This window comes from Rhizobium subbaraonis (assembly GCF_900220975.1).
Lineage (GTDB): Bacteria > Pseudomonadota > Alphaproteobacteria > Rhizobiales > Rhizobiaceae > Mycoplana > Mycoplana subbaraonis.
Map to the genome: position 1 here is coordinate 177,430 of NZ_OBQD01000001.1, position 23,342 is coordinate 200,771.

The following is a 23,342-nucleotide window of genomic DNA, read 5'->3' on the forward strand; positions in this document are numbered from 1 at the left end:
TGGTCTTGTCAAGCAAAGGAGCGGCGGAGGCGATGGAGGAACGGGACGGCATCGGGGCCTCCAACTCGAACACCGGCACGCTCGGCAAGGCAGTCGCGGTGCTGGAGCTCGTTGCGATGGCCGAACGGCCGATGCGCTTCACCGATATCTTCGGGCGCGCGGGACAGCCTCGCGGCACGCTCCACCGGCAGCTCAGCCATCTGGTCGAGGAGGGGTTGCTGGAGCTCAACGCCGACCACTGCTATGAGCCGGGCCTGCGCCTGCTCAAGCTGGCATCCCGGACCTGGATGCGCAGTGACCTGCGCCGTTTCGCCGCTCCCCATCTCCAGGCCCTGCATGAACTGACGGGGGAGACCGTCCATCTGGGCATTCTGAAGGGTGCCGAGATCATCTATCTCGACAAGGTCGAAAGCCGCCAAGCCGTTCGCATGGCCTCGCAGATCGGTCGCGCCTCGCCGGCCTATTGCACCGGGATCGGCAAGGCGGCACTTGCGGCACTGCCGGCCGACATGCTCGGACCGCTGCTCGATGGCGCGGAGCTGCGGCGCTTCACTCCTCAGACGATCACCGACAGGGACGCCCTCGAGGCGGAGCTTGCGGCGATCCGCAGTGCCGGCCATGCCTTCGACCGCGAGGAGCACGAGGCGGGGATTTGCTGCGTCGCCGCACCGATCGTCGATGCCGGGCATTCCCTTGTCGGCGGCATATCGGTGACGGGGCCTGCCTACCGCGTCGGCAGCGCACTGGCGGACTGGGCCCCGCAGGTGCGGCGTGCCGCGCAGTCCGTCACCGACGAGCTGGCAGCGCGGCTCGGACCCGGCGGCACCTGATCGTTGCAATTCGATACACCCGCCAGGATTGTTCCGTGCAACCATTTTACCGTAAATTAGAAAATGACGCTGGACGGAGGCGAAGGGCACCGTTAGCTTCCGATTCAAGTGAACATTTCTGGGTGCTTCGGTCTTGTAGAGTTGTGCGAGTGGCGTCCCGTGGAGCATAGTCTCGGAAAATAGGTTCAGGGTGTCAGTTGCTTCTGCCGTGCATGGACTGCGCGCGCCGTCGTTCGCTTCGGAAAGAAACGGAATGAGTGAACAGTTTCTCGCGATCGCACCAAAGACGCCTCCGCGCTGGGCGCGGCGGTTTGCCGAGGTGGAGCGCGAGGACGATGTGGCGATGCTGCTGCGCGATCTGACCGCCGACTATGGTCTCATCGGCTATCTGCTCATCAACCTTCCCCCATCCGCCTCGACCGAAATCGCGCCGTTCGTGCTGATGACGAACTGGCCCGTCGAGATGCTGGAAGGCTACGACCGGGAGGGGCTCGTCCACGGCAGCCCCGTCATCGGGCGCCTGCGTATCAGCACGATCCCGTTCTGCTACGACGCGGTCGCGATCAACTCGGTCCGTCTGGACGGGAAATCCCAGGTCGCCAATTCTCTCTTCGGACGATTCGGCCTGCCGCGTGGTGCCTATTTCCCGGCCCATAATCCGCTCGGGCAGCGGGGCGCGCTGGCGTTCGGGGGAGAGCGCCCGGCCTTGACACATCTGGAAATGGCCGAACTGAACGCCATTGCCAACCTCGCTTTCACCACGGTTCTCGATTGCAGGCTCGATGGACGCCGGCCGATCGCGCTTTCCCAGCGCGAAATCGAATGCCTGTCCTGGGTATCGGCCGGCAAGACCAGCGTGGAGATATCCGGCATCCTCGGGCTGTCCGAGTATACCGTGAACCACTACCTCAACCGGGCGACGCGCAAGCTCGATGCCGTCAATCGCGTGCAGGCGGTCGCCAAGGCGATGCGTGCCGGCATCCTGCAATGACGATGCAGGCGGCGCACGGGACGGGAAATGAAATGCAGGACAGCCTGCGCAAGAACGGAGCGCATGAATGCGGGGCGAGATGACGCTGGACGAGACGGGACGGGGCGGGCAGCGGGATGTGAGCGCTGAAATTGCCGCGCTGGAGACGCAGTTCGATATCGTCCGCTTTCTTCGCCGGACAGGCGAACAGTTCTCGCTCAAATACTTCATTGCGTTCTCGCTGCCGGGATTTGAGGCGGACAAGCTCTCGCCGCACTCCATCGTCAGCAACTGGCCCGCCGAACTCATTGCCAAGTACGACGCGTTCAACATGGTCCGTCGCAGTCCGAGCATCCGCAAGCTGCGCACCACGACCGTGTCCTTCTCCTACGAACTGGCGAAATGGGTCGAGGATACCGCGCAAAAGGAAAAGCCGATCGCTGAGCTTGCCGAAATGATGCGGCATCATGGTGTGCTGACGGGGCATTTCTTTCCGGTCCACGATGCGCTCGGTAACCGGGGCGTCGTCGTCTGGTGCGGCGAGGAGCCGTCGATCAGCTTCGAGAGCCGCATGCTGCTGCAGATGATCTCGATCCAGGTCTTCAACCGCCTGGCGGAGATTGGCGCGGCGTGGAAGACGGGGCAGGTCAGCCTCACCGACCGAGAGGTGGAATGCCTCAGCTGGACCGCGGCGGGCAAGACGAGCCTCGAGATTGCCGAGATCCTCGGCCTTTCCGAACATACCGTCAATCACTACCTGAACCAGGTGACCCGCAAGCTGGAGGCGGTCAATCGCACGCAGGCGGTCGTCAAGGCGATGCGGCGCGGCCTGATCACCTGACCCGCCATCATCGCGGGTTGAACCGTCACGACATCTTTGCCGAGAGGCCAGGCTTCTGACCGAAAGGCGTTCCGCTCGCGCGATGAATGCGCTATCAACGCGCCAATTCATTCAGGCGAGGCAGACATGGCTGACGTTTCCAAGGACCAGGTACTGGATAGGCTTCGGACGGTTCGCGGTCCGGACATGGAAGGCAATATCGTCGACCTCGGCATGGTCTCCGACGTTTTCATCTCCGACGGCAAGGTCTATTTCTCGATCACCGTTCCAGCCGAACGTGCCAAGGAGCTCGATCCGATGCGGGCGGCCGCCGAGCGGGTCGTGCGCGACATTCCGGGCGTCAAGGCCGCCATGGTGGCGCTGACGGCGGACAAGAAGGCAGGCGCGGCATCCCAGCCGGTTTCCCGCCCGCCGTCTCCGTCCCCCGCCGCACATTCGCACGCCGGCCACGCGCACGCGCCCGCTGCCCCGCAGGCTCCTCGTGCCAAGACCGGCGTTCCCGGCGTGGCTGCGATCGTGGCGGTCGCCTCGGGCAAGGGCGGGGTGGGGAAGTCGACCACAGCCGTAAACCTCGCATTGGCGCTGAAGGCGAACGGCCTGCGGGTGGGCATCCTCGATGCCGATATCTACGGACCCTCGATGCCGCGACTCCTGAAGATTTCGGGACGTCCGCAGCAGATCGAGAATCGTATCATCAAGCCGATGGAGAACTACGGCATCAAGGTCATGTCGATGGGCTTTCTCGTCGATGAGGAAGTGGCGATGATCTGGCGCGGGCCGATGATCCAGTCGGCGCTCATGCAGATGCTGCGGGAAGTGGCCTGGGGCGAACTCGACGTGCTCGTCGTCGACATGCCGCCCGGCACCGGCGATGCCCAGCTGACCATGGCACAGCAGGTTCCGCTCGCCGGCGCGGTGATCGTCTCCACGCCGCAGGACCTGGCGCTGATCGACGCCCGCAAGGGGCTGAACATGTTCAACAAGGTCGAAGTGCCGGTGCTCGGCATCGTCGAGAACATGAGCTACTTCATCGCCCCCGACACGGGAAATCGCTACGATATCTTCGGCCACGGCGGCGCGCGCAAGGAAGCCGAAAGGATCGGCGTGCCCTTCCTTGGCGAGGTGCCGCTGACGATGGACATTCGCGAGACTTCGGATGCCGGCACGCCCGTCGTCGTCTCCAATCCGGAAGGGGCAGCGGCCAAAACCTATCGCGAGATCGCCGCGCGTGTGTGGGAAGGGCTCAAGGCCCGCGAGGCGGCAGGTGGCCGCACGGCGCCCTCGATCGTTTTCGAATGAGCGCCGCCGGAAGATGGCAGCAATGAGGCGGGGCTTGATTTTGATGTTGCGCCGCGCAATATGCCCTTCCGTCGCGCCGTCCTGAGCGCGGCCAGACAAGGCAAAGGTGAGCGTTGGTCTTCCTCGGAGCCACCCGCAATTGATTACCGTCTATCGTTCGAACGGGGAAGCGCTGCTTCTGACGCCCGAGATGATGGCGGATGTCGCCTCGGTTCCTCCGGGCGTCGTCTGGGTCGATCTCCTGTCGCCCACCAATGAGGAGGACGCGTTCGTCGAGAAACTGGTCGGCATCGACGTTCCGACCCGCGACGAGCTGAAGGATATCGAGCCCTCGAGCCGCCTCTATACACAAGACGACGCGGTCTACATGACCGCCTCGCTCGTCTACAAGGCCGACAGTGAACAGCCGGAATTGACCGATGTCGCCTTTATCCTCACCGATCACTGCCTGCTGACGATCCGTTACGCCGAACCGCGCGCGTTCGAACTCTTCCGGGCGGCGATGCCGCGTATCACCGGCGGCTGCCGCTCCGGCACGGTCATGATCACGCGCCTCATGGAGACGATCGTCGACCGCACCGCCGAGATTCTGGAGACCTCGGTGACCAAAGCCGACACGCTGTCTCTGGAGGTCTTCGGCGACCGACGCCACCTCAGCCGCAGGCCGCCCCGTTATCTCGAGGACCGGCTGATCGCGGTCTCCGCCCTGCATCGCCTCCTCGCCAAGACCCGCGACAGCCTTATGTCCCTGTCGCGGCTGATGACGTTCCTCTACGCCAGCCAGGTCCTGCAGCCCGATCGCGAGAGCCGGGAGTTGTGCCGCACGGTGTCGCGCGATATCCAGTCGCTTTCGGAACACGCGAATTTTATCGCCAGCAACATCTCGTTCCTGCTCGATGCCTCGCTCGGCCTGATCAATCTGGAGCAGAACCAGATCATCAAGATCTTTTCGATCGCGTCCGTGGTGCTGCTGCCCCCGACGCTGATCGCCTCGGTTTATGGTATGAACTTCGACATCATGCCGGAGCTCCACGTAGGCTACGGCTACCCCTTGGCGTTGGGCGCAATGGTGGTGTCTGCCGTGATACCCTTCCTCTTTTTTCGCTGGAAAGGCTGGCTCTAGAGCCTGTTCGCAACCATGTCGCATCCGCAAGCACATGCCGCAGCCGGAAGCAGCCGTGCACGCGCGCTCTTTGCCCTCGCACTGGGGTCGGTCGGGGTTGTCTACGGCGACATCGGTACGAGCCCGCTCTACGCATTCCGCGAGGCGCTGCGCCCGATCTCCCACGACGGCGTCACCTGGGGCGAGGTGGTCGGCCTGATCTCGCTCGTCATCTGGGCGCTGACGATCATCGTCACCCTGAAATATGTGCTTTTCCTCCTGCGCGCCGACAACCAGGGCGAGGGCGGCACGCTTTCGCTGCTGGCGTTGTTGATGAAGACGGCGAACGGCCACAGGGCGATCCTGTTCTTCATGGGGATCGCAGGCGCTGCGCTCTTCATCGGTGATGCGATGATCACCCCGGCACTTTCGGTTCTCTCCGCCGTGGAGGGCCTGAAGCTCGTCACGCCGACGCTGTCGGATTACGTGGTGCCGATCTCCGTCGTTATCCTGGTGATACTGTTTGCTGTCCAGTCCTGGGGGACCCACGCGGTTTCCAAATTCTTCGGGCCGATTACAGCACTCTGGTTCATCGTCATGGCCGTCGCCGGTGCGGTACATCTGCGCGACGACTTCACGATCCTTGCAGCCTTCAACCCGCTCTATGCCGTCAACTTCCTCTATAGTGACGGCTATCTCGGCTTCGTGGTTCTCGGCGCCGTGTTCCTGACGGTGACGGGCGCCGAAGCGCTCTATGCCGACCTCGGCCATTTCGGCCGGCGGCCGATCCAGTGGGCGTGGTTCTGTCTCGTGTTCCCGGCGCTGACGCTCAACTATCTGGGGCAGGGCGCGCTCGTGCTGAAGCACCCCGAGGCAATCGACAATCCGTTCTTCCTGCTGTTTCCGCAATGGATGCTGCTGCCGGTCGTCATCCTAGCCACGGCCGCAACCATCATCGCCAGCCAGGCGGTCATCACGGGCGCGTTCTCCATCACCCGCCAGGCGATCCACCTCGGCTTCCTGCCGCGCATGGAGATCTTCCACACGTCCGAGACGCAGACGGGGCAGATCTATCTGCCGGCCGTCAACGCCATCCTTCTCTTCGGCGTGATGCTGCTCGTCTTCCTGTTTGGCTCGTCCGAGGGGCTGGCGACGGCCTACGGTATCTCGGTCACCGGCGCCATGGTCGTGACCACCGTGCTGGCCTTCGAGTTCCTGCGCATGCGTTGGCGCTGGAAGGCCTCGACCGCGGTCATGGTTCTTCTGCCGCTGTTCCTGCTGGAGCTGACCTTTCTCGGCGCAAACCTGTTGAAGATCCACGACGGCGGATACGTGCCCATCCTCATCGCGTCGCTCTGCATGCTTCTGATGTGGACATGGGTGCGCGGCACCGCACTGCTTCGCGAGAAGACGCGTCACATCGAAGTGCCGCTGGAGGCCTTCGTGAAATCCATCGAGAGAAAGAGCGCGCACGCGCCGGTCTCCGTCTCCGGCACGGCGATCTTCCTGACGAGCGACCCCGAATCGGCGCCCGCCGCTCTGTTGCACAACATCAAGCACAACCGCGTGCTGCACGAGCAGAACTTCATCCTCACCATCACGTCGACCAACACCCCGAAGGTCGCACCCGCCGAACGCTGCAGCGTGGAGCGCCTGTCCGACCGCTTTGCCCGCATTCAGGTCCGCTTCGGTTTCATGGAGACGCAGAACGTCTCCCAGGCGCTTGGTCTGTTCCGGAAGTCCGGCGTGAAGTTCGACATCATGTCGACGTCGTTCTATCTCGGCCGCCGCAAGCTCGTGCCCGATCGGCACTCCGGCATGCCCTATTGGCAGGACCGGCTCTATATCGCCATGGCCAACGCCGCCATCGACCCCTCCGACTATTTCCGCCTTCCGACGAATCGCGTGGTCGAGCTGGGCTCTCAGGTCATCATCTGACGCCCGCCCGGCTTGCATGGGGTTTTCACGTCGTCCTCGCGCCGATGTGAACGGTGCGGTGGCGGATGCGCCGGCCTTGCAGGTTCGTGTGCGCCGGCGTTAACCGTCCATCAAGGTTAATTCTTCATTCTCTGGCAACGAACAGGCCGGACTCGCCCGCTTCCGGGTCGGCTTCAGCAAGTTTTATCGCCAGCAGGCCGCGTGCCCTCGCAACCCGGGGGACGGCGATCCCGCTCGGCTGCGTTGTCGGAGTGTATCGGTGCGTAACAGTCGCGTTGGAATGATCAGGCAGGTGCTGCAGCGCCGTGGATGGCGTGCTCCCCTGGCCATCGGGATCGCCCTTTATGCAGGTTCCGCCGCCGATGTCGGCCACTCGGACCTCGCCACCTTCGTCTCCGGCGTCAACCGCAAGGGCGGCAACCAGCAGCTCGTCATGACACGCTCGCCTGCCGGTGCCATCCACGCCGTCGATATTGCGTTCAACGACCCGATCACGACCGGCGCTCTCGCCGGAGGCGCAGGCCTGCAGTTGCCGGACGGGGAGGCGGCTTCGCTGCTGAACGCCCGCAAGGGGGAGGGCGGTATTCCGGACGAAGAGCGCGTGACGCGCGGCCAGAAGAAGGGGCGCATCGTCGCGGTGACGCCGGTCGCACCGCCCAAGGCCTTCACCGCGGGCTCGGTGCTCGACCGCCAGGCCTCGCTGCTCGATCCTGATTTCGACGGCGACGAGCAGATGCGATTCGCCGCACCCCAGATCAAGGGCAAGGAGATCGAGATCGCGACGGCGTTCTATCGCAGGAAGCCGGCCGTCGCCGATCCGGGCATTCCCGCCGTGCTGGCCGGCCTGATCACCAACGACCGCGCCGACGTTCTAGCCACCGCCTATGCACCGGCGCAGCCGGATTATGCCCGCGTGTCGCCGTTCGATTCGATCCTGACGAAGAAGGACGACGCCGATGGCCGCTTCGTCCCGAGCATCGCTCCCGAAGATCACGCCTGGGCCGCAGCCGTTCTGCCGCCCACCGTCTTCACCGAGGCCGAACAGAAGTGCCTGGCGACCGGTATCTACTTCGAGGCGCGCGGGGAATCGCTGAAAGGCCAGGCTGCCGTGGCTCAGGTCATCCTCAATCGTGTGCGCAACCCGGCCTATCCGGATACCATCTGCAACGTCGTCTATCAGGGTGAGAAGCTGCGGACGGGGTGCCAGTTCTCGTTCACCTGTGACGGCATCCCCGACATCGTGCTGGCGCCCTGGCACTGGAAGACCGCCAAGGAGATCGCCATGGCGGTGACCGCGGGCAAGATCTGGCTACCGGAGATCGGATCCTCGACCCACTATCACGCCACCTATGTCCGGCCGAACTGGGGACCGACGATGAAGCGCGTGGCCAAGATCGGCAAGCACATCTTCTACCGCACCTACGGCGGCGGCTGGATATGATGCCAACGGGGTCCTGTCGCCGATGATTGGTATGAGTCCGGCTGCGGCAATCGGGCGCGGCGTCACCGATTCCGTGCCGCCGGTCGGCCGGATTCGTTGAAATCTCTGTAATGCATTGAATTTGTTGATTTATTTTCGCGATGGTCAAAGCTTCGCCCCGCCTTGACTATGCAAGCCCCTAAAACTATGTTGCGGCCGACTTCAATCGGGCCTGAAGCTGGCTTAATACCTAGCGGTGAATATGTCCGCATTAGGGCGCGGGCGTCCAGCGGAACCGGGAGGGAAGCGCCGTGAAGGGCAGCCGAAAGGGTAGTCTTGAAGAGAGGTTGCAGCGCCTCGATGCGGAACTCGCAAAGAAGCGCGCAGAGGATACGGTAGGTGACGCCGCGGAGGAAAAGGCAGCCGAAAGCCGAAAGGGCTATGCGGTCGCCATGAAGCTCTCCAGCGAATTCATCGCGGCAGTGATCGTCGGCGCCTTCCTCGGCTACCTTTTGGACCGGTTCGTGGGCACGGCCCCTTGGGGGATGATCGTGCTGTTGATGCTCGGCTTCTGCGCCGGCGTGTTGAATGTGATGCGTTCGGCCGGAATGGTGGCATCGCCCCACCCGGTCGACAGAGTGGCCGGCAGGGATGCGGGCAGCGAAACGAAGAAGGACGGAGCGTAGGCGCCGTCCGTTTTGAGGAATTCCGCCCGGCGGGCGGCAAACGAGAGAGAAAAGCGGTGGCAAACGATCCGACCCATCAGTTTCTGGTCAACAAGATTGTTCCGATCGAAATTGGCGGAATCGACTTCTCCTTTACCAACGCTTCGCTGTTCATGGTGGCTTCCGCCGCCGCTGCGGCCGGGTTCCTCTATCTGACGACGTCGCAGCGCGGCATCGTGCCGACCCGCATGCAGTCCGTCTCCGAAATGTCCTACGAATTCATCGCCTCGATGCTGCGCGAAGGCGCTGGCAGCCATGGCATGAAGTTCTTCCCGATGGTCTTCTCGCTGTTCATGTTCATCCTGACGGCGAACCTTCTCGGCATGGTGCCCTACTTCTTCACCGTCACCAGCCAGATCATCGTCACCTTCGCCCTTGCCCTCCTCGTCATCGGGACGGTCATCATCTACGGTTTCTACAAGCACGGCCTGGGCTTCTTGAAGCTCTTCGTGCCCCATGGCGTTCCCGGCGCGCTTCTGCCGCTCGTCGTCGCGATCGAGATCATCTCGTTCCTGTCGCGCCCGATCAGCCTCTCCGTCCGTCTGTTCGCCAACATGCTGGCGGGCCACATTACGCTCAAGGTGTTCGCAGGCTTTGTTGCCTCGCTCGGAGCCCTTGGCGCGCTCGGTGTCGGCGGCGCTGTTCTGCCCCTCATCATGACGGTCGCCCTGACCGGTCTCGAGTTCCTCGTGGCATTCCTGCAGGCCTATGTCTTTGCGGTACTGACGTGCATGTACCTCAATGACGCGATCCATCCGGGCAGCCACTAAGGATAAAGTCGTTGGTGCGTTCCGCACCAGTCCAAGCCGCAACAACCCATTCGAAGGAGTTCATCATGGAAGCGGAAGCAGCAAAGTACATCGGCGCAGGTCTCGCATGCTTTGGCATGGCCGGCACGGCTCTCGGCCTCGGCAACATCTTCGGCAACTACCTTGCCGGCGCCCTGCGCAACCCGTCTGCTGCTGACGGCCAGTTCGGCCGCCTCGTATTCGGCTTCGCCGTTACGGAAGCTCTGGGCATCTTCTCGCTGCTCATCGCTCTGCTGCTGCTCTTCGCCGTCTGATAACGGGTGGAAGACCGGACCACGGCCTGAACGAAGGCCGTGGTCCGCTTGATATTTGAGTGCACCTGGAGGTGAGCATGTCTGCGACCGCGGCCAAGGCCGAGTCAATCCCATTCAAGATCGCTCAGGCCGAGACCACAACGGAGACGCACGATGCCGCTCCGGCAGGTGATGCCCATGGCGCCACCGCACCGGCTGGCGAGATGCACACCGAAACCGGGGTCGCTCACGGTGAGGAGCATGGAAGCGGCGTATTCCCGCCCTTCGATTCTTCGACGTTTGCCTCCCAGCTTCTGTGGCTGGCGATCACCTTCGGTATTTTCTACCTGATCATGGCCAAGGTCATCGTGCCGCGCATCGGTTCGATCCTCGAGACCCGCCATGACCGGATCGCTCAGGATCTGGACGAGGCGTCTCGCCTGAAGAAAGAAGCCGACGACGCGATCTCGACCTATGAAAAGGAACTGGCGGACGCCCGTACCAAGGGCAACGCCATCGCCAACGAGGCGCGCGAAGCCGCCAAGGCCAAGGCTGACGCCGAACGCCAGAAGATCGAAGAAAGCCTGAACGGCAAGATCGCTGCCGCCGAGACCCGTATCGCCGGGATCAAGGACAAGGCGCTCGCCGATGTCGGCGCAATCGCCGAAGAGACGGCCTCGGCCGTCGTCGAACAGCTGCTCGGCAGCAAGACGACCAAGGCCGAGATATCGGCTGCGGTCAAGGCTGCAGGGAAGTAAGGAGCGGATCATGGCATTTGACGCAACTTTCTACGCCTTCGTCGGCCTCGTCCTGTTCCTGGCCCTGATCGTCTATCTCAAGGTGCCGGGCATGATGGGCAAGGCCCTCGACCAGCGCGCCGACAAGATCACCAAAGATCTCGCGGAGGCCAAGCGCCTGCGCGAGGAGGCGCAGAGCCTGCTGGCCGAGTACCAGCGCAAGCGCAAGGAAGCCGAAGCCGAAGCTGCATCGATCGTCGCGGTCGCCCAGCGGGAAGCAGAGGCGCTGACGGCCGAAGCCAAGCAGAAGACGGAAGAATACGTCGTGCGCCGCACGGCTCTGTCGGAGCAGAAGATCAAGCAGGCTGAAACCGACGCCATCAACGCCGTCCGCGCCGCGGCCGTCGATCTCGCCATCGGCGCCGCCGAGACGGTGATCGCCGCCAAGACCGACGCCGCCGCCGGCAAGAAGCTGTTCGACGACGCACTGACGGCAGTGAAGGCACGCCTGAACTGATTACTGCCGAAGCGACAGATCACATACGAGAAGGCCGGAGCGATCCGGCCTTTTTTTATGCGTTTGCAGGGGTAGCGCGAACTTGAGGGGGACGGCGGCTTGACGCTGCTCCACATCGTGCCTGTGCCCTCCTTAGGGCCCCTCCGCACACCGTTGTCGCAGCGCCTCGGCCCACCTCGGTATCCATCAGCCAAACCGAACCGCTGATCCGCCAAGGGCAAAAACGCAATCAGGATGGGTGTTCTGCGCGCCCCAAATTGCGTCTGAGCAGGTGAGACGGTGCAGGAAATGCCGATCATCTTTAGACCCTTTGGACACCCGCACCCGCAATAGGGGCCGGCCCGAAGGACGGGGATGGGCTGCCTGAATGCGAGCAATACTCGGAAGGCCACAGGGCCTGGCGCTTGCTTGCTGTCATCGAATCCCATCCTGATTGGGTGCTGACCCTCGAGCAATCCCGCCGAAGCAACGTCGGTTCAGGACGGATCATGCCGTAGGGCGCGATCCACTAGTGTGTCCGGCAAACGGCGCGGAAGTTGCCGTGCGCAAAAGCGCAGACTTGAGGCTGGAGTGGATCGGAATGATCGCGACATACAGTCCCGATAGCCCGACTGGCGCGTGGATTGCTGAAGGTCGCAGCCGGTGTCAGTCGAGCGCCTCCGGCCGGAAGGGTCGGAATGACAGGCGGTGAAGGGCGCAGGGGCCGAGGCTGCCGATGGCTTCGCGGTGGCGCTCCGTTCCGTAGCCCGCATGGGTGCCGAAGCCGTAGCCGGGATAGGTGTTGTCGGCGCAGGCCATCATCCGGTCGCGCACGACCTTGGCGACGATCGATGCGGCGGCGATCGTCAGAACCCGCGCGTCGCCCTTGACGACGGCGCGCCCCTCGCAGCGCAATCCCGGCGGCACGTCGAGGCCATCGGTAAGGACAAGCATGGGGCGTGCGTGCAGGCCGAAGACCGCACGGCGCATCGCATCGAGGCTTGCCTTGCGGATGTCCGTCCGGTCGATCCGGCGTGCGCCGCTGGAGGCGACCGACACCATGGCCGTCGCAAGGATTTGCGAAAAAAGTGCTTCGCGCCTGGCAGCCGTCAGCTGCTTGGAATCGTGCAGGCCATCGGGAATGCGGTCCGGGTCGAGGATCACGGCGGCGGCCACCACCGGACCGGCCAGCGGACCTCGGCCCGCCTCGTCGGCGCCGGCGACCGGCCACTGCCCGGCTCTGCGGGCAGCCGATTCCATCGAGAAGTCGGGTCCGACCGGAAGGTCGAAGAGAAGGGGGGAATCGGCGGTCGCACGGCGTGGCATGCGGCGACCCTCGCACGACCGGCCGATTCCCTGCAAGTCCCCGGTGCGGCAATGACCGGGGAACTTCGACATTGCGCGGGGGACAGGCAATGTCGAAAGCTCGTAGCGTCATCCGTCTTCTGACGGCGACGACGTGTCCTTGTTCGCGCTCGCCGCGCCTCCACCCCGAACAGAGGCGGAGGCAGAGCGGGCAGGCGCCGGAAGCCAACTGCGCGAAGCCGCCGTCATGGCGCCGTCACACCAACCCGACCGCGTCTGTCACTGCCTGTATCCAACACTTCCGGCGGCAGGGGGCAGGCGCGTTCGGCAGGCACGGGCGGCAGGCGGCAGCTACAGCAGCGACAGCTGCACGCCGCTGCCAGAGGGCGGTACGAACAGGTCTGTGGACAGGCTTCGCCGCGTGCGGTTCAGCTTGAGCCGTTTCGTCGCCAGTTCGAACCGCCGGGCGATCTGCCAGGCATAAGGACCGGCGCCCTTCATCCGTTTGCCGAATTCGGCGTCGTAGTCCTTGCCGCCGCGCATGGAGCGCACCAGCGACATCACGTGGCGATACCGGTCGGGATATTCGCGCAGCAGCCAGTCGCGAAACAGGGGGCTGACCTCCAGCGGCAGGCGCAGCAGCACGTAGCTCGCCTCCTGCGCGCCCGCAGCCTTGCCTGAATCGAGGATCCGCTCGACCTCGTGGTCGTTCAGCCCGGGGATGATGGGCGCGACCATGACGCTGACGGGAACGCCGGCCTCCGAAAGCGCCCGCATCGCCTCCAGCCGTCGCGGAGGGGTCGCCGCACGCGGTTCCATGCTGCGCGCGAGCTTGCGGTCGAGCGTTGTCACCGACAGTCCCACCCAGGCGAGCCCCTTGGCGGCCATGCGCGAAAGGATGTCGATGTCCCGCATGATCAGCGCCGACTTGGTGACAATGGACACGGGATGGTTGGCACCTTCCAGCACCTCCAGGATCTGCCGCATCACGCGCCACTCCTTTTCGATCGGCTGGTAGGGGTCGGTATTCGTCCCGATCGCAATGACCCGCGGACGATAGCCCGGCTTCGACAATTCGCGTTCCAGCAGCCGCGGGGCATCGGGCTTGGCAAAGAGCCTCGCCTCGAAATCGATGCCGGCCGAAAGTCCCATGAAGGCGTGGGTCGGGCGAGCGAAACAGTAGATGCAGCCGTGCTCGCAGCCGCGGTACGGATTGATCGAGCGGTCGAATGGAATGTCGGGCGATTCGTTGCGGGTGATGATGCTGCGCGGCTTCTCCACCTGGACTTCGGTCTTGAACGGCGGCAGGTCTTCCAGCGTCTCCCAGCCGTCGTCGAAGCTCTCGCGCACCTGCGGTTCGAACCGGCCGGACATGTTGAGGCCCGCGCCGCGGCCGCGCCGGCGATCGATGTCGATCCGCAGGCCGCCCTTCACCATCAGCGCTTCGGCAATATCGACCGCATTGCCGGGCGCAAGCGCGCCCTGCTTCAGACTGGACAACTCTGTCATCGGGTTTCTCCGTCAGGGGCTTTGGCTGCCCCTTCCAATGATTTTATTCCTAGCAGCCGAATGAGAACATTGCAAGAACAAAAAGGCATTTCGGTGGTATCGGAGATGGGCTGCCGAATTGCTCGCTTCGCTGCAACCTTTGCGTTCTCGGCAGTGGCGCCGCAGTGCACAATGCGATATTGGTCAACCATGCTGACCGTGATCATCGAATGCCGGGACAACGAGCCCGAACTGGCCCAGACGCTCGCCGCGCTGGTCGCAGGCGCAGTCGAGGGCATCGTGCGCGACGTGGTCGTGCTGGATCACGGTTCCCGGGATGGCTCACACGAGATCGCCGATGCTGCCGGTTGCCGTTTCCTGACTGAATGGGACATGACCGAGATCGTGCGCACTGCCCGCGGCGACTGGCTGCTGCTGCTGGAACCCGGAGCGCGACCGCTCAACGGCTGGGTGGACGCGGTTGCAGAGCATGTCGCAATCAGCAAGGGGCCAGCCCGCTTTGCCGGTTCGCGCAGCCACAGGCGGCCACTGCTGAAGCGCCTGATTTCGCCGCGGCCGGCGCTGGAGCAGGGCCTGCTCGTCTCCAAGCGGCAGGCGAGCACGATCGCCCGCAAGGGGATGCGGCTCGACCAGATGGCCGCGGGCGTCCGCGCCAGAAGGCTGGTGGCGGAGATCGTGCCGGCCTGGGCGATCCGGGCCATGCGGGAACTCTGACGACACACCTGCCGTGCCGGCGAGGGCCTATTTGCGCTTCAGGTGCTCGTCTAGCCGCGGCATGATCTCGACGAAATTGCAGGGCATGTGCCGATAGTCGAGCTGGGCTGCGAGAATGCCGTCCCAGGCGTCGCGGCAAGCGCCGGGAGACCCGGGCAGCACGAAGATGAAGGTGGCGTTGGCCACGCCGCCCGTTGCGCGCGATTGGATGGTCGAAGTGCCGATCTTGTCGTAGGAAATGCGATGGAACACTTCCGAAAAGCCGTCCATCCGCTTTTCGAACAGCGGCTCGAGTGCCTCCGGCGTGACATCGCGCCCGGTGAAGCCGGTGCCACCGGTGGTGATGACCACGTCGATGCTCTTGTCCATTGTCCAGCTTTTGACCTGGCTGCGGATCGCATCCTTGTCGTCCGGTACGATCGCCCGCGCGCCGAGCCTGTGGCCGGACTTCTCCAGCCGGTCGACCAAAGTGTCGCCGGAGCGGTCGTCGGCGGGCGTGCGCGTGTCGGACACGGTGAGCACGGCGATCGAAAGGGGAATGAACGGACGTTTCTCGTCAAGTCGCATCGTCGAGTTCCTCCGCGCCAAGGCTTGTCGTGGCGACCACGAACCAGTTCGGCTGCATCTTCGCAAGCGCGCCTGCGGCCTGCTGAGCCGCCTGCGTCGTATTGTAGATGCCGAAGCAGGTTGCCCCCGAGCCCGACATCCGCACAAGTCCTGCACCGGTGGCGGCAAGCGCCCGCTTCACCGATGCGATCTCGGGGACAAGCGAGATTGCCGGCGTTTCGAGATCATTGCGCATGCCCTGCATGGCCGCAAGCCAGCACGGTTTGCCGGTGCCCGCCTTCGGCACCTTCAGCCGCGGATTGTCCTTTTGCGCAAGCCGCCGGAAGGTCTCGGGCGTCGAAACACCCAGAAGCGGGTTGACGAGCACCATCGGGAAGGCGGGAAGATCGGCGCGCAGTTCGATCGCCTCGCCGACACCCCGTGCGATCAGGGGGCGTGCGACAAGGCACATCGGCACGTCGGCGCCAAGACCGAGCGCCAGATCTGCAAGGTCGAGATCTGCGAGGTCGTGATCGGCCAAGTCGTGACAGGGAAGCGCGCCGTTCCAGAGATTGAGAAGCGCGCGCAACGCCGCCGCCGCATCCGCCGAGCCACCGCCGACGCCGGAGGCGATCGGGAGGTTCTTTTCCAGGTGCAGATGCACCGGCGGGGCGGATGCTCCTCTTTGCAAAAGCAACTCGCGGAGCCTGTCGCGTGCCTTGATGACCAGATTGTTCGCGCCTTCGCCTTCAAGCGATTGCGAGAACCGGCCGGACAGGGTGAAATGATCGGCTTGCGCCGGCGAGACCGCGATCCGGTCGCCGAACGCGGTGAATGTCACCAGCATGTCCAGCAGATGATAGCCGTCTTCGCGCTGGCCTGTCACGTGCAATGCCAGATTGATCTTGGCCGGCGCCGGCTCCGTCAGGACGAAGCCGGCAATGCCTTCCGGTTCGCACATGGACGGATCAGGACTTCTTTTCCGGCTCGGTCACGTCGAGGGAAGGGGTCTTTACAGGCTCCTTGTTCTCGATGGCCTGCGCGGCGGCCGGCTGGGCCGGATTCTCCTCGGGCAGGCCGTTCTCGATCTTCGCCTTGATCTTCGGGATTTCCGCCTCTTCCGGCTTCAGGCCGAGCGCGCGGTTCCATTGGAACGTCGCCTCGAGCTTGCGGCCGACGCGCCAGTAGGCGTCGCCCAGGTGATCGTTGATCGTCGGGTCGCCGGCGCGCAATTCGGCTGCGCGCTCCAGCTCCGTCACCGCGTCTTCGTACTGGCCGAGGCGGTAGTAGGCCCATCCGAGCGAATCGACGATATAGCCGTCGTCAGGCTTGATGCTGACGGCCTTGCGGATCATCTCCAGGCCTTCGTCGAGGTTGACGTTCATGTCGACCCAGGAATAGCCGAGATAGTTCAGGACCTGCGGCTGGTCGGGATTGAGGTCCAGCGCCTTGCGGAAGTTCGGCTCGGCCTGCTCCCATTTCTTCTGGCGCTCGTAGGCGATGCCGCGCTGGAAATAGATCGTCCACTGCGACTTGTTGGGAACGTTGCCCATCTGGTCGACGGCGCGGTCGTAGACCTCGCCCATTTCCTTGTATTCCTTGGCGTCAGAAAGCACGCTGCCATAGGCGAGATAGCTGCGCATGTCCTTCGGGTCGGCCTCGATCAGTTCCTTTAGGTGCGTCTTGGCCTCGTCCACCTTGCCGAGATCGGCCAGCTGCAGGCCGAGCTGCAGCTCGGAGAGGCGGCGCATCGGCGAGTTCTCGGGCACCTGGCGGTAGAACTCGATCGCGAGATCGGGCTTCTCCTGGCTTTCGGCAAGGCCGCCGAGCAGCACCAGCGTGTCGGCGCTTTCCGGATCGAGCGCACGCGAAACCTGCAGGTAGAGCGATACGATGTCTTCCGCGCCCTCGCGGTTGAGCGCGCCGCCGATCGAGAAGAGGACAGAGGCAGCACCTTGCGCTGCCGTGCGCACCTGCTGCTCCTGCTTGTCGCCCCGTTCGATGCTTTCGCGCAGCGCCTTCAGAGGCGCATAGCTGGAAACCAGGTTCTCGCCGACGGAGATGGCGTCCAGCGCCTTCTGCTTGTTGCCTTCGCGCGCCTCGAGCCTCGCCAGCGCCATGACGGCGCGCATGAAGGTATCGGGCGCGGCTGCGCCGCCGTTACGGTCGAGAATGGCGTCGTTGAGGCGCTTGCGGGCGGTGTCGCGGTCGCCTGCTGCCGCGGCGATCGCACCGGCACTGTAGTTCTTGAAGATCGCGAACCAGTCCGGCCCTTCCATGTCCGAAATGGCTGCGAGTGCTTCCTTCGTCTTGCCGTCGCCGAACTTCGCCCAGGCGACCAGCAGCCCGTTCATCATGCGGTCCAGGTCGTTCGGGCCGGAGTAGACGAGTATCTTCTGGGCGGTGCGGTACTCGCGCTTGCGGATCGCGTCCATGCCGCGCACGACAGTCGTGATGCGCTCGACGGCCGGATCGTCTTTCAACGCCTGGGCAAGCTTCACGCCTTCTTCGAAATCGCCGTTCAAAAGAAGCGTGATCATCAGCCGCTCTTTGACCTCGGTGTTCGTCGGGTCGTATTGCAGCGTGATGCGGTAGAGGGCGATCGCGGTCTCGTAGTCCTTGTCGACGTCGGCGGTGCGGGCCGCAAGGAAGGCGCCGGAGAAACTGTTGACGCTCTGCGGATCGAACTTGACGGTCTCCTCCGCTGCGGCGGCCGGCGTGTCTTCAGCCTTGGCGGCCGGAAGCCCTGCGAGGGCGATGCCGGCCACGACGGCAGCGCTCGAAAGAAGCCGGGTGATCAGGGAGTGCCGCATCAAGATGCCTTTCGCTAATGTGACAGGCAGGCGCGGGCGCCTGCGGTACGTCACGATCTGTCCAGTTGAACTTGGACTCATGGTCGCAGAGAATGGCTTTTTTGGCGCGGTGCGGCAAGAAATTCCTCCGCAGCCGCCGGGCAAGTTTTCGCGATCAGCTGACGCGCGCGATGCAGAAGTAGATGACTTCCAGGAGCGCCGATTTCCATGCGCTGGGCGGTAGCGGTGCCAGCGCGTCGCGGGCGATCGTGCCGTAGTGCTGCGCGCGCGCGATCGTGTCGGACAGGCCGCCGTAGCGTGTGATCAGGCCGAGCGCGTGCTCCAGGTTATTGTCGTCGCTTTCCCCGCCCTCGATCGCCTTGCGCCAGAAGGCACGGTCTTCCGCCGTCCCGCGCCGCCAGGCGAGAATGACGGGCAGGGTGATCTTGCCCTCGCGGAAGTCGTCGCCGACGTTCTTTCCGAGGTCTGCCGCCTTGCCGCCGTAGTCGAGCGCGTCGTCCACGAGCTGGAATGCCAGCCCGAGGTTCATGCCGTAGGACTTCAGCGCGTTCCGCTCCGCCCGGCTGGTGTTGGCGACGATCGGGCCGACTTCGGCCGCAGCGGCGAAAAGGGCCGCCGTCTTGGCGCGGATGACCTCGAGATAGTCGTCCTCCGTCGTCTCCATGTTCTTGGCGACGGAAAGCTGCAGCACCTCGCCCTCGGCGATCACGGTGGCTGCGGAGGAAAGGACGTCGAGCGCCTCCAGCGAGCCGACCTCGACCATCATCTTGAACGCCTGGCCAAGCAGGAAGTCGCCCACGAGCACGCTCGCCTGGTTACCCCAGATCATCCGTGCGGTCGATTTGCCACGGCGAAGGTCGCTCTCGTCGACGACGTCGTCGTGCAAAAGCGTCGCCGTGTGCATGAACTCGACGCTGGTGGCGAGCTTGATATGGTGGTCGCCCTCGTAGCCGAACATGGAGGCCGAAGCCAGCGTCAGCATCGGCCGCAGGCGCTTGCCGCCCGAGGAGATCAGGTGGTTCGCCACTTCCGGGATCATCTGGACGTCGGAGCCGGCCTTCGACAGGATCAGCTGGTTGACGCGCTCCATGTCCGCCTTTGTCAGATCGACAAGCGGCTTCACCGACGCCAGTTTGTTTTTGCCCTCGTCAAGCGGTATCACGACGCCCAAGTGTGCGGACTCCTGTTCTTTTCTGTGGCGGGACAATAGAAAGGGGTGCCTGCCGGAGCAAGAGGCGAATTGTCCCGCAGGCCTAAAATTAGACGGGAAAACGAATGATCGAACTGATCCGGACGAACGACGTGGTCCTGCTCTCCTTTGCCGAGAGCCTGATGAAGGATGCCGGCATCCAATGCCTCGTGGCGGACCAGGGCATGAGCGTCCTCGAAGGCTCGCTCGGCATGCTGCCTCGCCGGTTGCTGGTGGAAGAGGAACGTGCCGACGAGGCAAGGCGCATCCTGACCGACGCGGGACTGGGCGCGGAGCTGCGCGCGTGACGGCAGGGCAAGAGGGTGCGGGAGAGACGATCGACGCCTTCCACCGCGGCCGCTTCCATCTCGTGCAGCCCAGGGGCGGGGGTCACCGTTCGGGAATGGATGCCATGCTGCTGGCGTCGCTGGTGGGAGGCGAGGGGGCAATCAGCGTTGCCGATCTCGGTGCGGGCGCCGGTGCGGCGGGGCTTGCCGTCGCTTCCCGCCTGGCAGGCGCGCGCGTCGTCCTGGTCGAGCGCTCGCCGATCATGGCCGACTATGCACGCAAGAGCCTGGCGCTTGCGGAAAACGCCGATCTGCGGGCGCGCGTGGAGGTCATCGAGGCGGACGTGGCGCTGACGGGGCGCGCGCGGCTTGCCGCCGGCCTTCAGGACGAAGTTCACGATCACGTCATCATGAACCCGCCCTTCAACGCCGCCGCCGATCGGCGCACGCCGGATGCGCTGAAGGCCGAGGCGCATGCGATGGAAAACGGCATGTTCGACCAGTGGATCCGCACCGCCGGCGCGATCATGCGTCCCGGCGGGCAGCTGTCGCTCATCGCTCGGCCGGAATCGATCGCCGAGATCGTCGATGCCTGCGGCAAACGCTTCGGCGGCATCGAGATCACGGGGCTGCATCCCCGGGCCGGCGAGAGCGCGGTGCGCATTTTGGTCACGGCGATCAAGGGCTCGCGGGCAAGGCTCGCATTGCGTGCGCCGCTGATCATGCATGAGGCCGAGGGCCATCGCTTCTCCACAACTGTCGACGATCTCAACAACGGCCGGGCTGCCTATCCGCGGCTTGCAGGTGCGCGCAGGCGCTGATCCTGCCTCTGTCGCGTGCTGCCCGTTGGATTTTGCTGCCGCTCGATTTTATCGTGACGCCATTGCGTTTTATGGCAGCGTGCATACATCTGGCGTTGAAGCATTCATGGGAGACTGATGAGCGACATGGCCGGTTTTTTGAGGAAGTTGATGCCGAAGCGGTTCCGCAAGGAGGGCATCACGATCCCGGTCGTGCGGCTGCAGGGCGCGATCATGGCTGGCGGCGGCCAGTTTCGCCCGGCGCTCAACCTGGCGAGCGTGGCGCCGGTTCTCGACAAGGCCTTCTCGGACAAACAGGCTCCCGCCGTCGCCATCTCCATCAATTCTCCCGGCGGTTCGCCGGTGCAGTCGCGGCTGATCTTCCAGCGCATCCGCGATCTCGCCGCCGAGAAGAACAAGCGTGTGCTGGTCTTCGTCGAGGACGTTGCGGCCTCGGGCGGCTACATGATCGCGCTTGCCGGCGATGAGATCTTCGCCGATCCCACCTCGATCGTCGGTTCCATCGGCGTGGTTTCCGGCGGCTTCGGCTTTCCGGAGCTCCTGAAGAAGATCGGCGTCGAACGGCGGGTCTACACGGCCGGCGAGAACAAGGTCATCCTGGACCCGTTCCGGCCCGAGCGGGATTCCGATATCGAGTATCTGAAGTCGCTGCAGGTCGAGATCCACGACGTGTTCATCAACATGGTAAAGGAGCGGCGCGGCTCGCGGCTTGCCAACGATCCGGATCTGTTTTCCGGTCTGTTCTGGACTGGGCAGCGCGGCCTGGCGCTGGGATTGATCGATGGCCTTGCGGACATGCGCGGCGAGATCCGCCGCCGCTTCGGCGCGAATGCCAAGCTCCAGCTGATTTCTCCGGCACGCGGACTGTTCGGCCGCAAGACGCCCGGCGTCGGTGCTGGTATGCTCGCTTCCGCCGCGGAGCGCGCCGGCGCAGCAGGTGTGGGCGCGCTTGCCGAGGCGGTCGAGGAAAAGGCGCTCTGGGCGCGCTTCGGCCGGTAAGAAAAGGGGGAGGAAACATGGCGCAGATGATATTCCTGCTCCTGGTGGTCGCAGTCGCCTGGTTCGGCTACCGCAAGTTCGTTGCCGACGCACAGCGCCTGTCGAAAAAACGCCGTGACGTCGAGAAGGAGCGCCAGACCGGCGCGATGGGCACGCTGGTCAAGGATCCCAAGACCGGCGAATATCGCGTCCGGCGCGAAGACGAGTAGCCGCACAAAACGTGTTCCGAAAGATCTCCTCCCCACACTTGCCCGAGGGGACGGCCTTGACCCGCTCTCTGCGGAAGGCGCAGATCGGCAGGCGCGTGCGAGGCGTCTTTCTCCCCTTGTGGGGGCGATGGCCGGGGGATAGGAGGAGGCTTCCGGCCTGCCGCAGCTCGGCAATGAACCGTCCCCAACCCGTCCCGTTTCCGGAACTTTCAGGCCGGTAACGTGCCGCATTGGCACGTTAACCAGCCGAGGTAAGGTTAACGCCACATAAAGGCCCTCCGGGTGCGCCGCGCGCATTGCGCATGGTCTCCGGGCCAGCCAAATCTGCCATTCCTGATTGCATCGAACGGTAAGGCAGATTTCCATGGCTTCGCTCGAACTCGCCGGCCTCCGCACCATCGTCGTCACCGGCGGTGCAGGGTTCATCGGCTCGCATGTGGTGGACGACCTGCTGGACGCGTGCCCGGGCGCCGAGATCCGCGTGCTTGACGCGTTCACCTACGCGGCCAACATGGCGAACCTCGACGGCGCCATGCGAAGCGGCCGCGTCACGCTGCGGCAGGGCGACGTCGGCAACCTCGACCTGGTTTCCGATGTGCTGCGCGGCGCCGAGCTCGTCATTCACGCAGCCGGCGAGAGCCATGCCGACCGGGCTATGGTGGCGCCGGAGCGGGCCAGCCTTTCCAACGCCATCGGCACGCAGGTTCTGGCCGAAGCGGCCGCGCGCTGGAATGTGCCGCTGATCGTTCACCTCAGCACGGCCGAGGTCTACGGCTCTGCCGGCCAGATGCCGTCCGAGGCGAGCGCGATGCAGCCGGACAATCCGCTCGGCGCCTCCAAGGCAGCCGCGGAAATGCTGCTCTCCGGCCTGCGCCATGTCCACGGTCTCGATATCCGTATACTGCGGCCTGTCAATGTCGTCGGCACACGCCAGAACGCCGAGAAGCTGGTGCCGCGCTTCCTCGAGCTCGCCGCCGTCGGAAAGCCGCTTTCCATTCACGGCAACGGCAACCAGCGCCGCTCGTTCCTCGCCGTCTCCGACCTGTGCACTGCGCTGCGCACCGTCATCACCCGCGGGCAGAGGAGCGGCATCTACAACGTCTCGGCTGCGGAGAGCTATTCCGTGCTCGACGTGGCGCGCATGGTCCTGGATGCCGTTCCCGAACCGGTGGCGGGCGTCACCTTCGACCGCGGCCGCGCCGCAAACGTCGATCGAGCGCCGGTCTCAACCGTTGCGATAACCGCGCTCGGCTGGCGGCCGGAGGCTTCGCTGCGCGGCGAACTGAAGCATCTCGCCGGCTGGTACCGCGCCCGCTTGTCGCCGGCGTCCCGCACGGTCTTCCGCTCTGTGCCCGATCTCGTGCCGGGCAGGCCGAACGTCGCGATACAGCCGGCCGGCTCCGGTCTCTTCCGGTCGCTGGAGCGTCATTGAGGCGGCACAGGGCGGCACAGGGTCGGCACTCGGGCGGCACAGCGGACGCGGAGCTGCTGCGGCAAGCCATCCCGCTTCAGCGGGTACCGCCGCAACCTCGTCCCTTGCCATCCTCCGC

At 64.4% G+C, this 23,342-nt stretch carries 24 protein-coding genes; 18 read left to right on the top strand and 6 right to left on the bottom strand.

Translation table 11 applies throughout. The features are described 5' to 3' along the window. The first annotated feature begins 32 nt into the window (after window positions 1–32). From CRO48_RS00765 to CRO48_RS00820, 12 genes are all read left to right on the top strand, one after another. Window positions 33–830, top strand: a complete 798-nt coding sequence (locus CRO48_RS00765) for an IclR family transcriptional regulator (RefSeq protein ID WP_097135473.1) — start codon at window positions 33–35, stop codon at window positions 828–830. A 253-nt stretch (window positions 831–1,083) separates the two neighbouring features. Further along, entirely contained in the window at window positions 1,084–1,821 is a 738-nt protein-coding gene (locus tag CRO48_RS00770) for a helix-turn-helix transcriptional regulator (RefSeq protein WP_245423373.1), read from the top strand. A 67-nt stretch (window positions 1,822–1,888) separates the two neighbouring features. Further along, window positions 1,889–2,641: a helix-turn-helix transcriptional regulator gene (locus CRO48_RS00775; RefSeq protein WP_097135475.1), complete on the top strand. Its 753-nt coding sequence runs from the start codon at window positions 1,889–1,891 to the stop codon at window positions 2,639–2,641. A gap of 126 nt (window positions 2,642–2,767) precedes the next feature. Then, the gene (gene apbC / locus CRO48_RS00780; RefSeq protein WP_097135477.1) at window positions 2,768–3,940 is read left to right on the top strand and encodes an iron-sulfur cluster carrier protein ApbC; all 1,173 of its coding nucleotides are present in this window, start codon (window positions 2,768–2,770) and stop codon (window positions 3,938–3,940) included. A gap of 139 nt (window positions 3,941–4,079) precedes the next feature. Beyond that, on the top strand, window positions 4,080–5,063 hold the full coding sequence (locus tag CRO48_RS00785) for a magnesium transporter CorA family protein (protein WP_097135478.1): 984 nt from the start codon (window positions 4,080–4,082) through the stop codon (window positions 5,061–5,063). A gap of 15 nt (window positions 5,064–5,078) precedes the next feature. After that, window positions 5,079–6,980 carry a potassium transporter Kup gene (locus CRO48_RS00790; RefSeq protein WP_097135480.1) on the top strand — a complete coding sequence of 634 codons (1,902 nt, stop codon included), beginning with the start codon at window positions 5,079–5,081 and terminating at the stop codon, window positions 6,978–6,980. 280 nt (window positions 6,981–7,260) lie between these two features. Then, on the top strand, window positions 7,261–8,421 hold the full coding sequence (locus CRO48_RS00795; protein WP_097135482.1) for a cell wall hydrolase: 1,161 nt from the start codon (window positions 7,261–7,263) through the stop codon (window positions 8,419–8,421). A gap of 290 nt (window positions 8,422–8,711) precedes the next feature. Continuing rightward, window positions 8,712–9,086, top strand: coding sequence for an AtpZ/AtpI family protein (locus CRO48_RS00800; protein ID WP_097135484.1), 375 nt, complete (start codon window positions 8,712–8,714; stop codon window positions 9,084–9,086). 56 nt (window positions 9,087–9,142) lie between these two features. Continuing rightward, window positions 9,143–9,895, top strand: a complete 753-nt coding sequence (locus tag CRO48_RS00805; protein WP_097135487.1) for a F0F1 ATP synthase subunit A — start codon at window positions 9,143–9,145, stop codon at window positions 9,893–9,895. A gap of 65 nt (window positions 9,896–9,960) precedes the next feature. Beyond that, a complete protein-coding gene (locus CRO48_RS00810) occupies window positions 9,961–10,188 on the top strand; it encodes a F0F1 ATP synthase subunit C (RefSeq protein WP_097135489.1) in 228 nt (75 codons plus the stop codon). Window positions 10,189–10,265: 77 nt separating this feature from the next. Continuing rightward, a complete protein-coding gene (locus CRO48_RS00815) occupies window positions 10,266–10,925 on the top strand; it encodes a F0F1 ATP synthase subunit B (protein ID WP_097135491.1) in 660 nt (219 codons plus the stop codon). A gap of 10 nt (window positions 10,926–10,935) precedes the next feature. Beyond that, window positions 10,936–11,421 carry a F0F1 ATP synthase subunit B gene (locus CRO48_RS00820; RefSeq protein ID WP_097135493.1) on the top strand — a complete coding sequence of 162 codons (486 nt, stop codon included), beginning with the start codon at window positions 10,936–10,938 and terminating at the stop codon, window positions 11,419–11,421. Between the two features lie 645 nt (window positions 11,422–12,066). Here CRO48_RS00820 and CRO48_RS00825 read toward each other — a convergent pair. Together CRO48_RS00825 and CRO48_RS00830 are read right to left on the bottom strand one after the other, a co-directional pair. Continuing rightward, window positions 12,067–12,726 carry a ribonuclease HII gene (locus CRO48_RS00825; protein WP_097135495.1) on the bottom strand — a complete coding sequence of 220 codons (660 nt, stop codon included), beginning with the start codon at window positions 12,724–12,726 and terminating at the stop codon, window positions 12,067–12,069. Between the two features lie 330 nt (window positions 12,727–13,056). Then, on the bottom strand, window positions 13,057–14,214 hold the full coding sequence (locus CRO48_RS00830; protein ID WP_097135496.1) for a PA0069 family radical SAM protein: 1,158 nt from the start codon (window positions 14,212–14,214) through the stop codon (window positions 13,057–13,059). A gap of 189 nt (window positions 14,215–14,403) precedes the next feature. Between CRO48_RS00830 and CRO48_RS00835 the strand changes: the two genes are divergently transcribed. Next, a complete protein-coding gene (locus tag CRO48_RS00835; protein ID WP_097135499.1) occupies window positions 14,404–14,928 on the top strand; it encodes a glycosyltransferase family protein in 525 nt (174 codons plus the stop codon). A gap of 27 nt (window positions 14,929–14,955) precedes the next feature. Here the strand turns inward: CRO48_RS00835 and moaB are convergent, their stop codons facing one another. The 4 genes from moaB to CRO48_RS00855 form a co-directional block, all read right to left on the bottom strand. Continuing rightward, window positions 14,956–15,495 (bottom strand): molybdenum cofactor biosynthesis protein B, encoded by a 540-nt coding sequence (moaB, locus tag CRO48_RS00840; protein WP_097135501.1) that lies wholly within the window; start codon window positions 15,493–15,495, stop codon window positions 14,956–14,958. Then, window positions 15,485–16,435 carry a 4-(cytidine 5'-diphospho)-2-C-methyl-D-erythritol kinase gene (locus CRO48_RS00845; RefSeq protein ID WP_097135503.1) on the bottom strand — a complete coding sequence of 317 codons (951 nt, stop codon included), beginning with the start codon at window positions 16,433–16,435 and terminating at the stop codon, window positions 15,485–15,487. Before CRO48_RS00845 ends, moaB begins: the two co-directional genes overlap by 11 nt. A gap of 7 nt (window positions 16,436–16,442) precedes the next feature. Beyond that, window positions 16,443–18,287 carry a tetratricopeptide repeat protein gene (locus CRO48_RS00850; RefSeq protein ID WP_097135505.1) on the bottom strand — a complete coding sequence of 615 codons (1,845 nt, stop codon included), beginning with the start codon at window positions 18,285–18,287 and terminating at the stop codon, window positions 16,443–16,445. A 154-nt stretch (window positions 18,288–18,441) separates the two neighbouring features. Further along, complete coding sequence (locus CRO48_RS00855; protein WP_097135507.1) at window positions 18,442–19,458, bottom strand: polyprenyl synthetase family protein; 1,017 nt, start codon at window positions 19,456–19,458, stop codon at window positions 18,442–18,444. A 104-nt stretch (window positions 19,459–19,562) separates the two neighbouring features. Here CRO48_RS00855 and CRO48_RS00860 point away from each other — a divergent pair, with 104 nt between their 5' ends. The 5 genes from CRO48_RS00860 to CRO48_RS00880 all read left to right on the top strand — a co-directional run bounded on the left by CRO48_RS00860 (window position 19,563) and on the right by CRO48_RS00880 (window position 23,224). Further along, window positions 19,563–19,784, top strand: a complete 222-nt coding sequence (locus CRO48_RS00860; protein ID WP_097135509.1) for a putative signal transducing protein — start codon at window positions 19,563–19,565, stop codon at window positions 19,782–19,784. Beyond that, the gene (locus CRO48_RS00865; protein WP_245423374.1) at window positions 19,781–20,584 is read left to right on the top strand and encodes a tRNA1(Val) (adenine(37)-N6)-methyltransferase; all 804 of its coding nucleotides are present in this window, start codon (window positions 19,781–19,783) and stop codon (window positions 20,582–20,584) included. The genes CRO48_RS00860 and CRO48_RS00865 overlap by 4 nt, the downstream gene beginning before the upstream one ends. Before the next feature lie 126 nt (window positions 20,585–20,710). Next, window positions 20,711–21,583, top strand: a complete 873-nt coding sequence (locus tag CRO48_RS00870) for a S49 family peptidase (protein ID WP_097136049.1) — start codon at window positions 20,711–20,713, stop codon at window positions 21,581–21,583. 17 nt (window positions 21,584–21,600) lie between these two features. Next, entirely contained in the window at window positions 21,601–21,792 is a 192-nt protein-coding gene (locus CRO48_RS00875) for a hypothetical protein (protein ID WP_097135513.1), read from the top strand. A 364-nt stretch (window positions 21,793–22,156) separates the two neighbouring features. After that, window positions 22,157–23,224 (top strand): dTDP-glucose 4,6-dehydratase, encoded by a 1,068-nt coding sequence (locus CRO48_RS00880; RefSeq protein ID WP_097135515.1) that lies wholly within the window; start codon window positions 22,157–22,159, stop codon window positions 23,222–23,224. The last annotated feature ends 118 nt before the right edge of the window (window positions 23,225–23,342 follow it).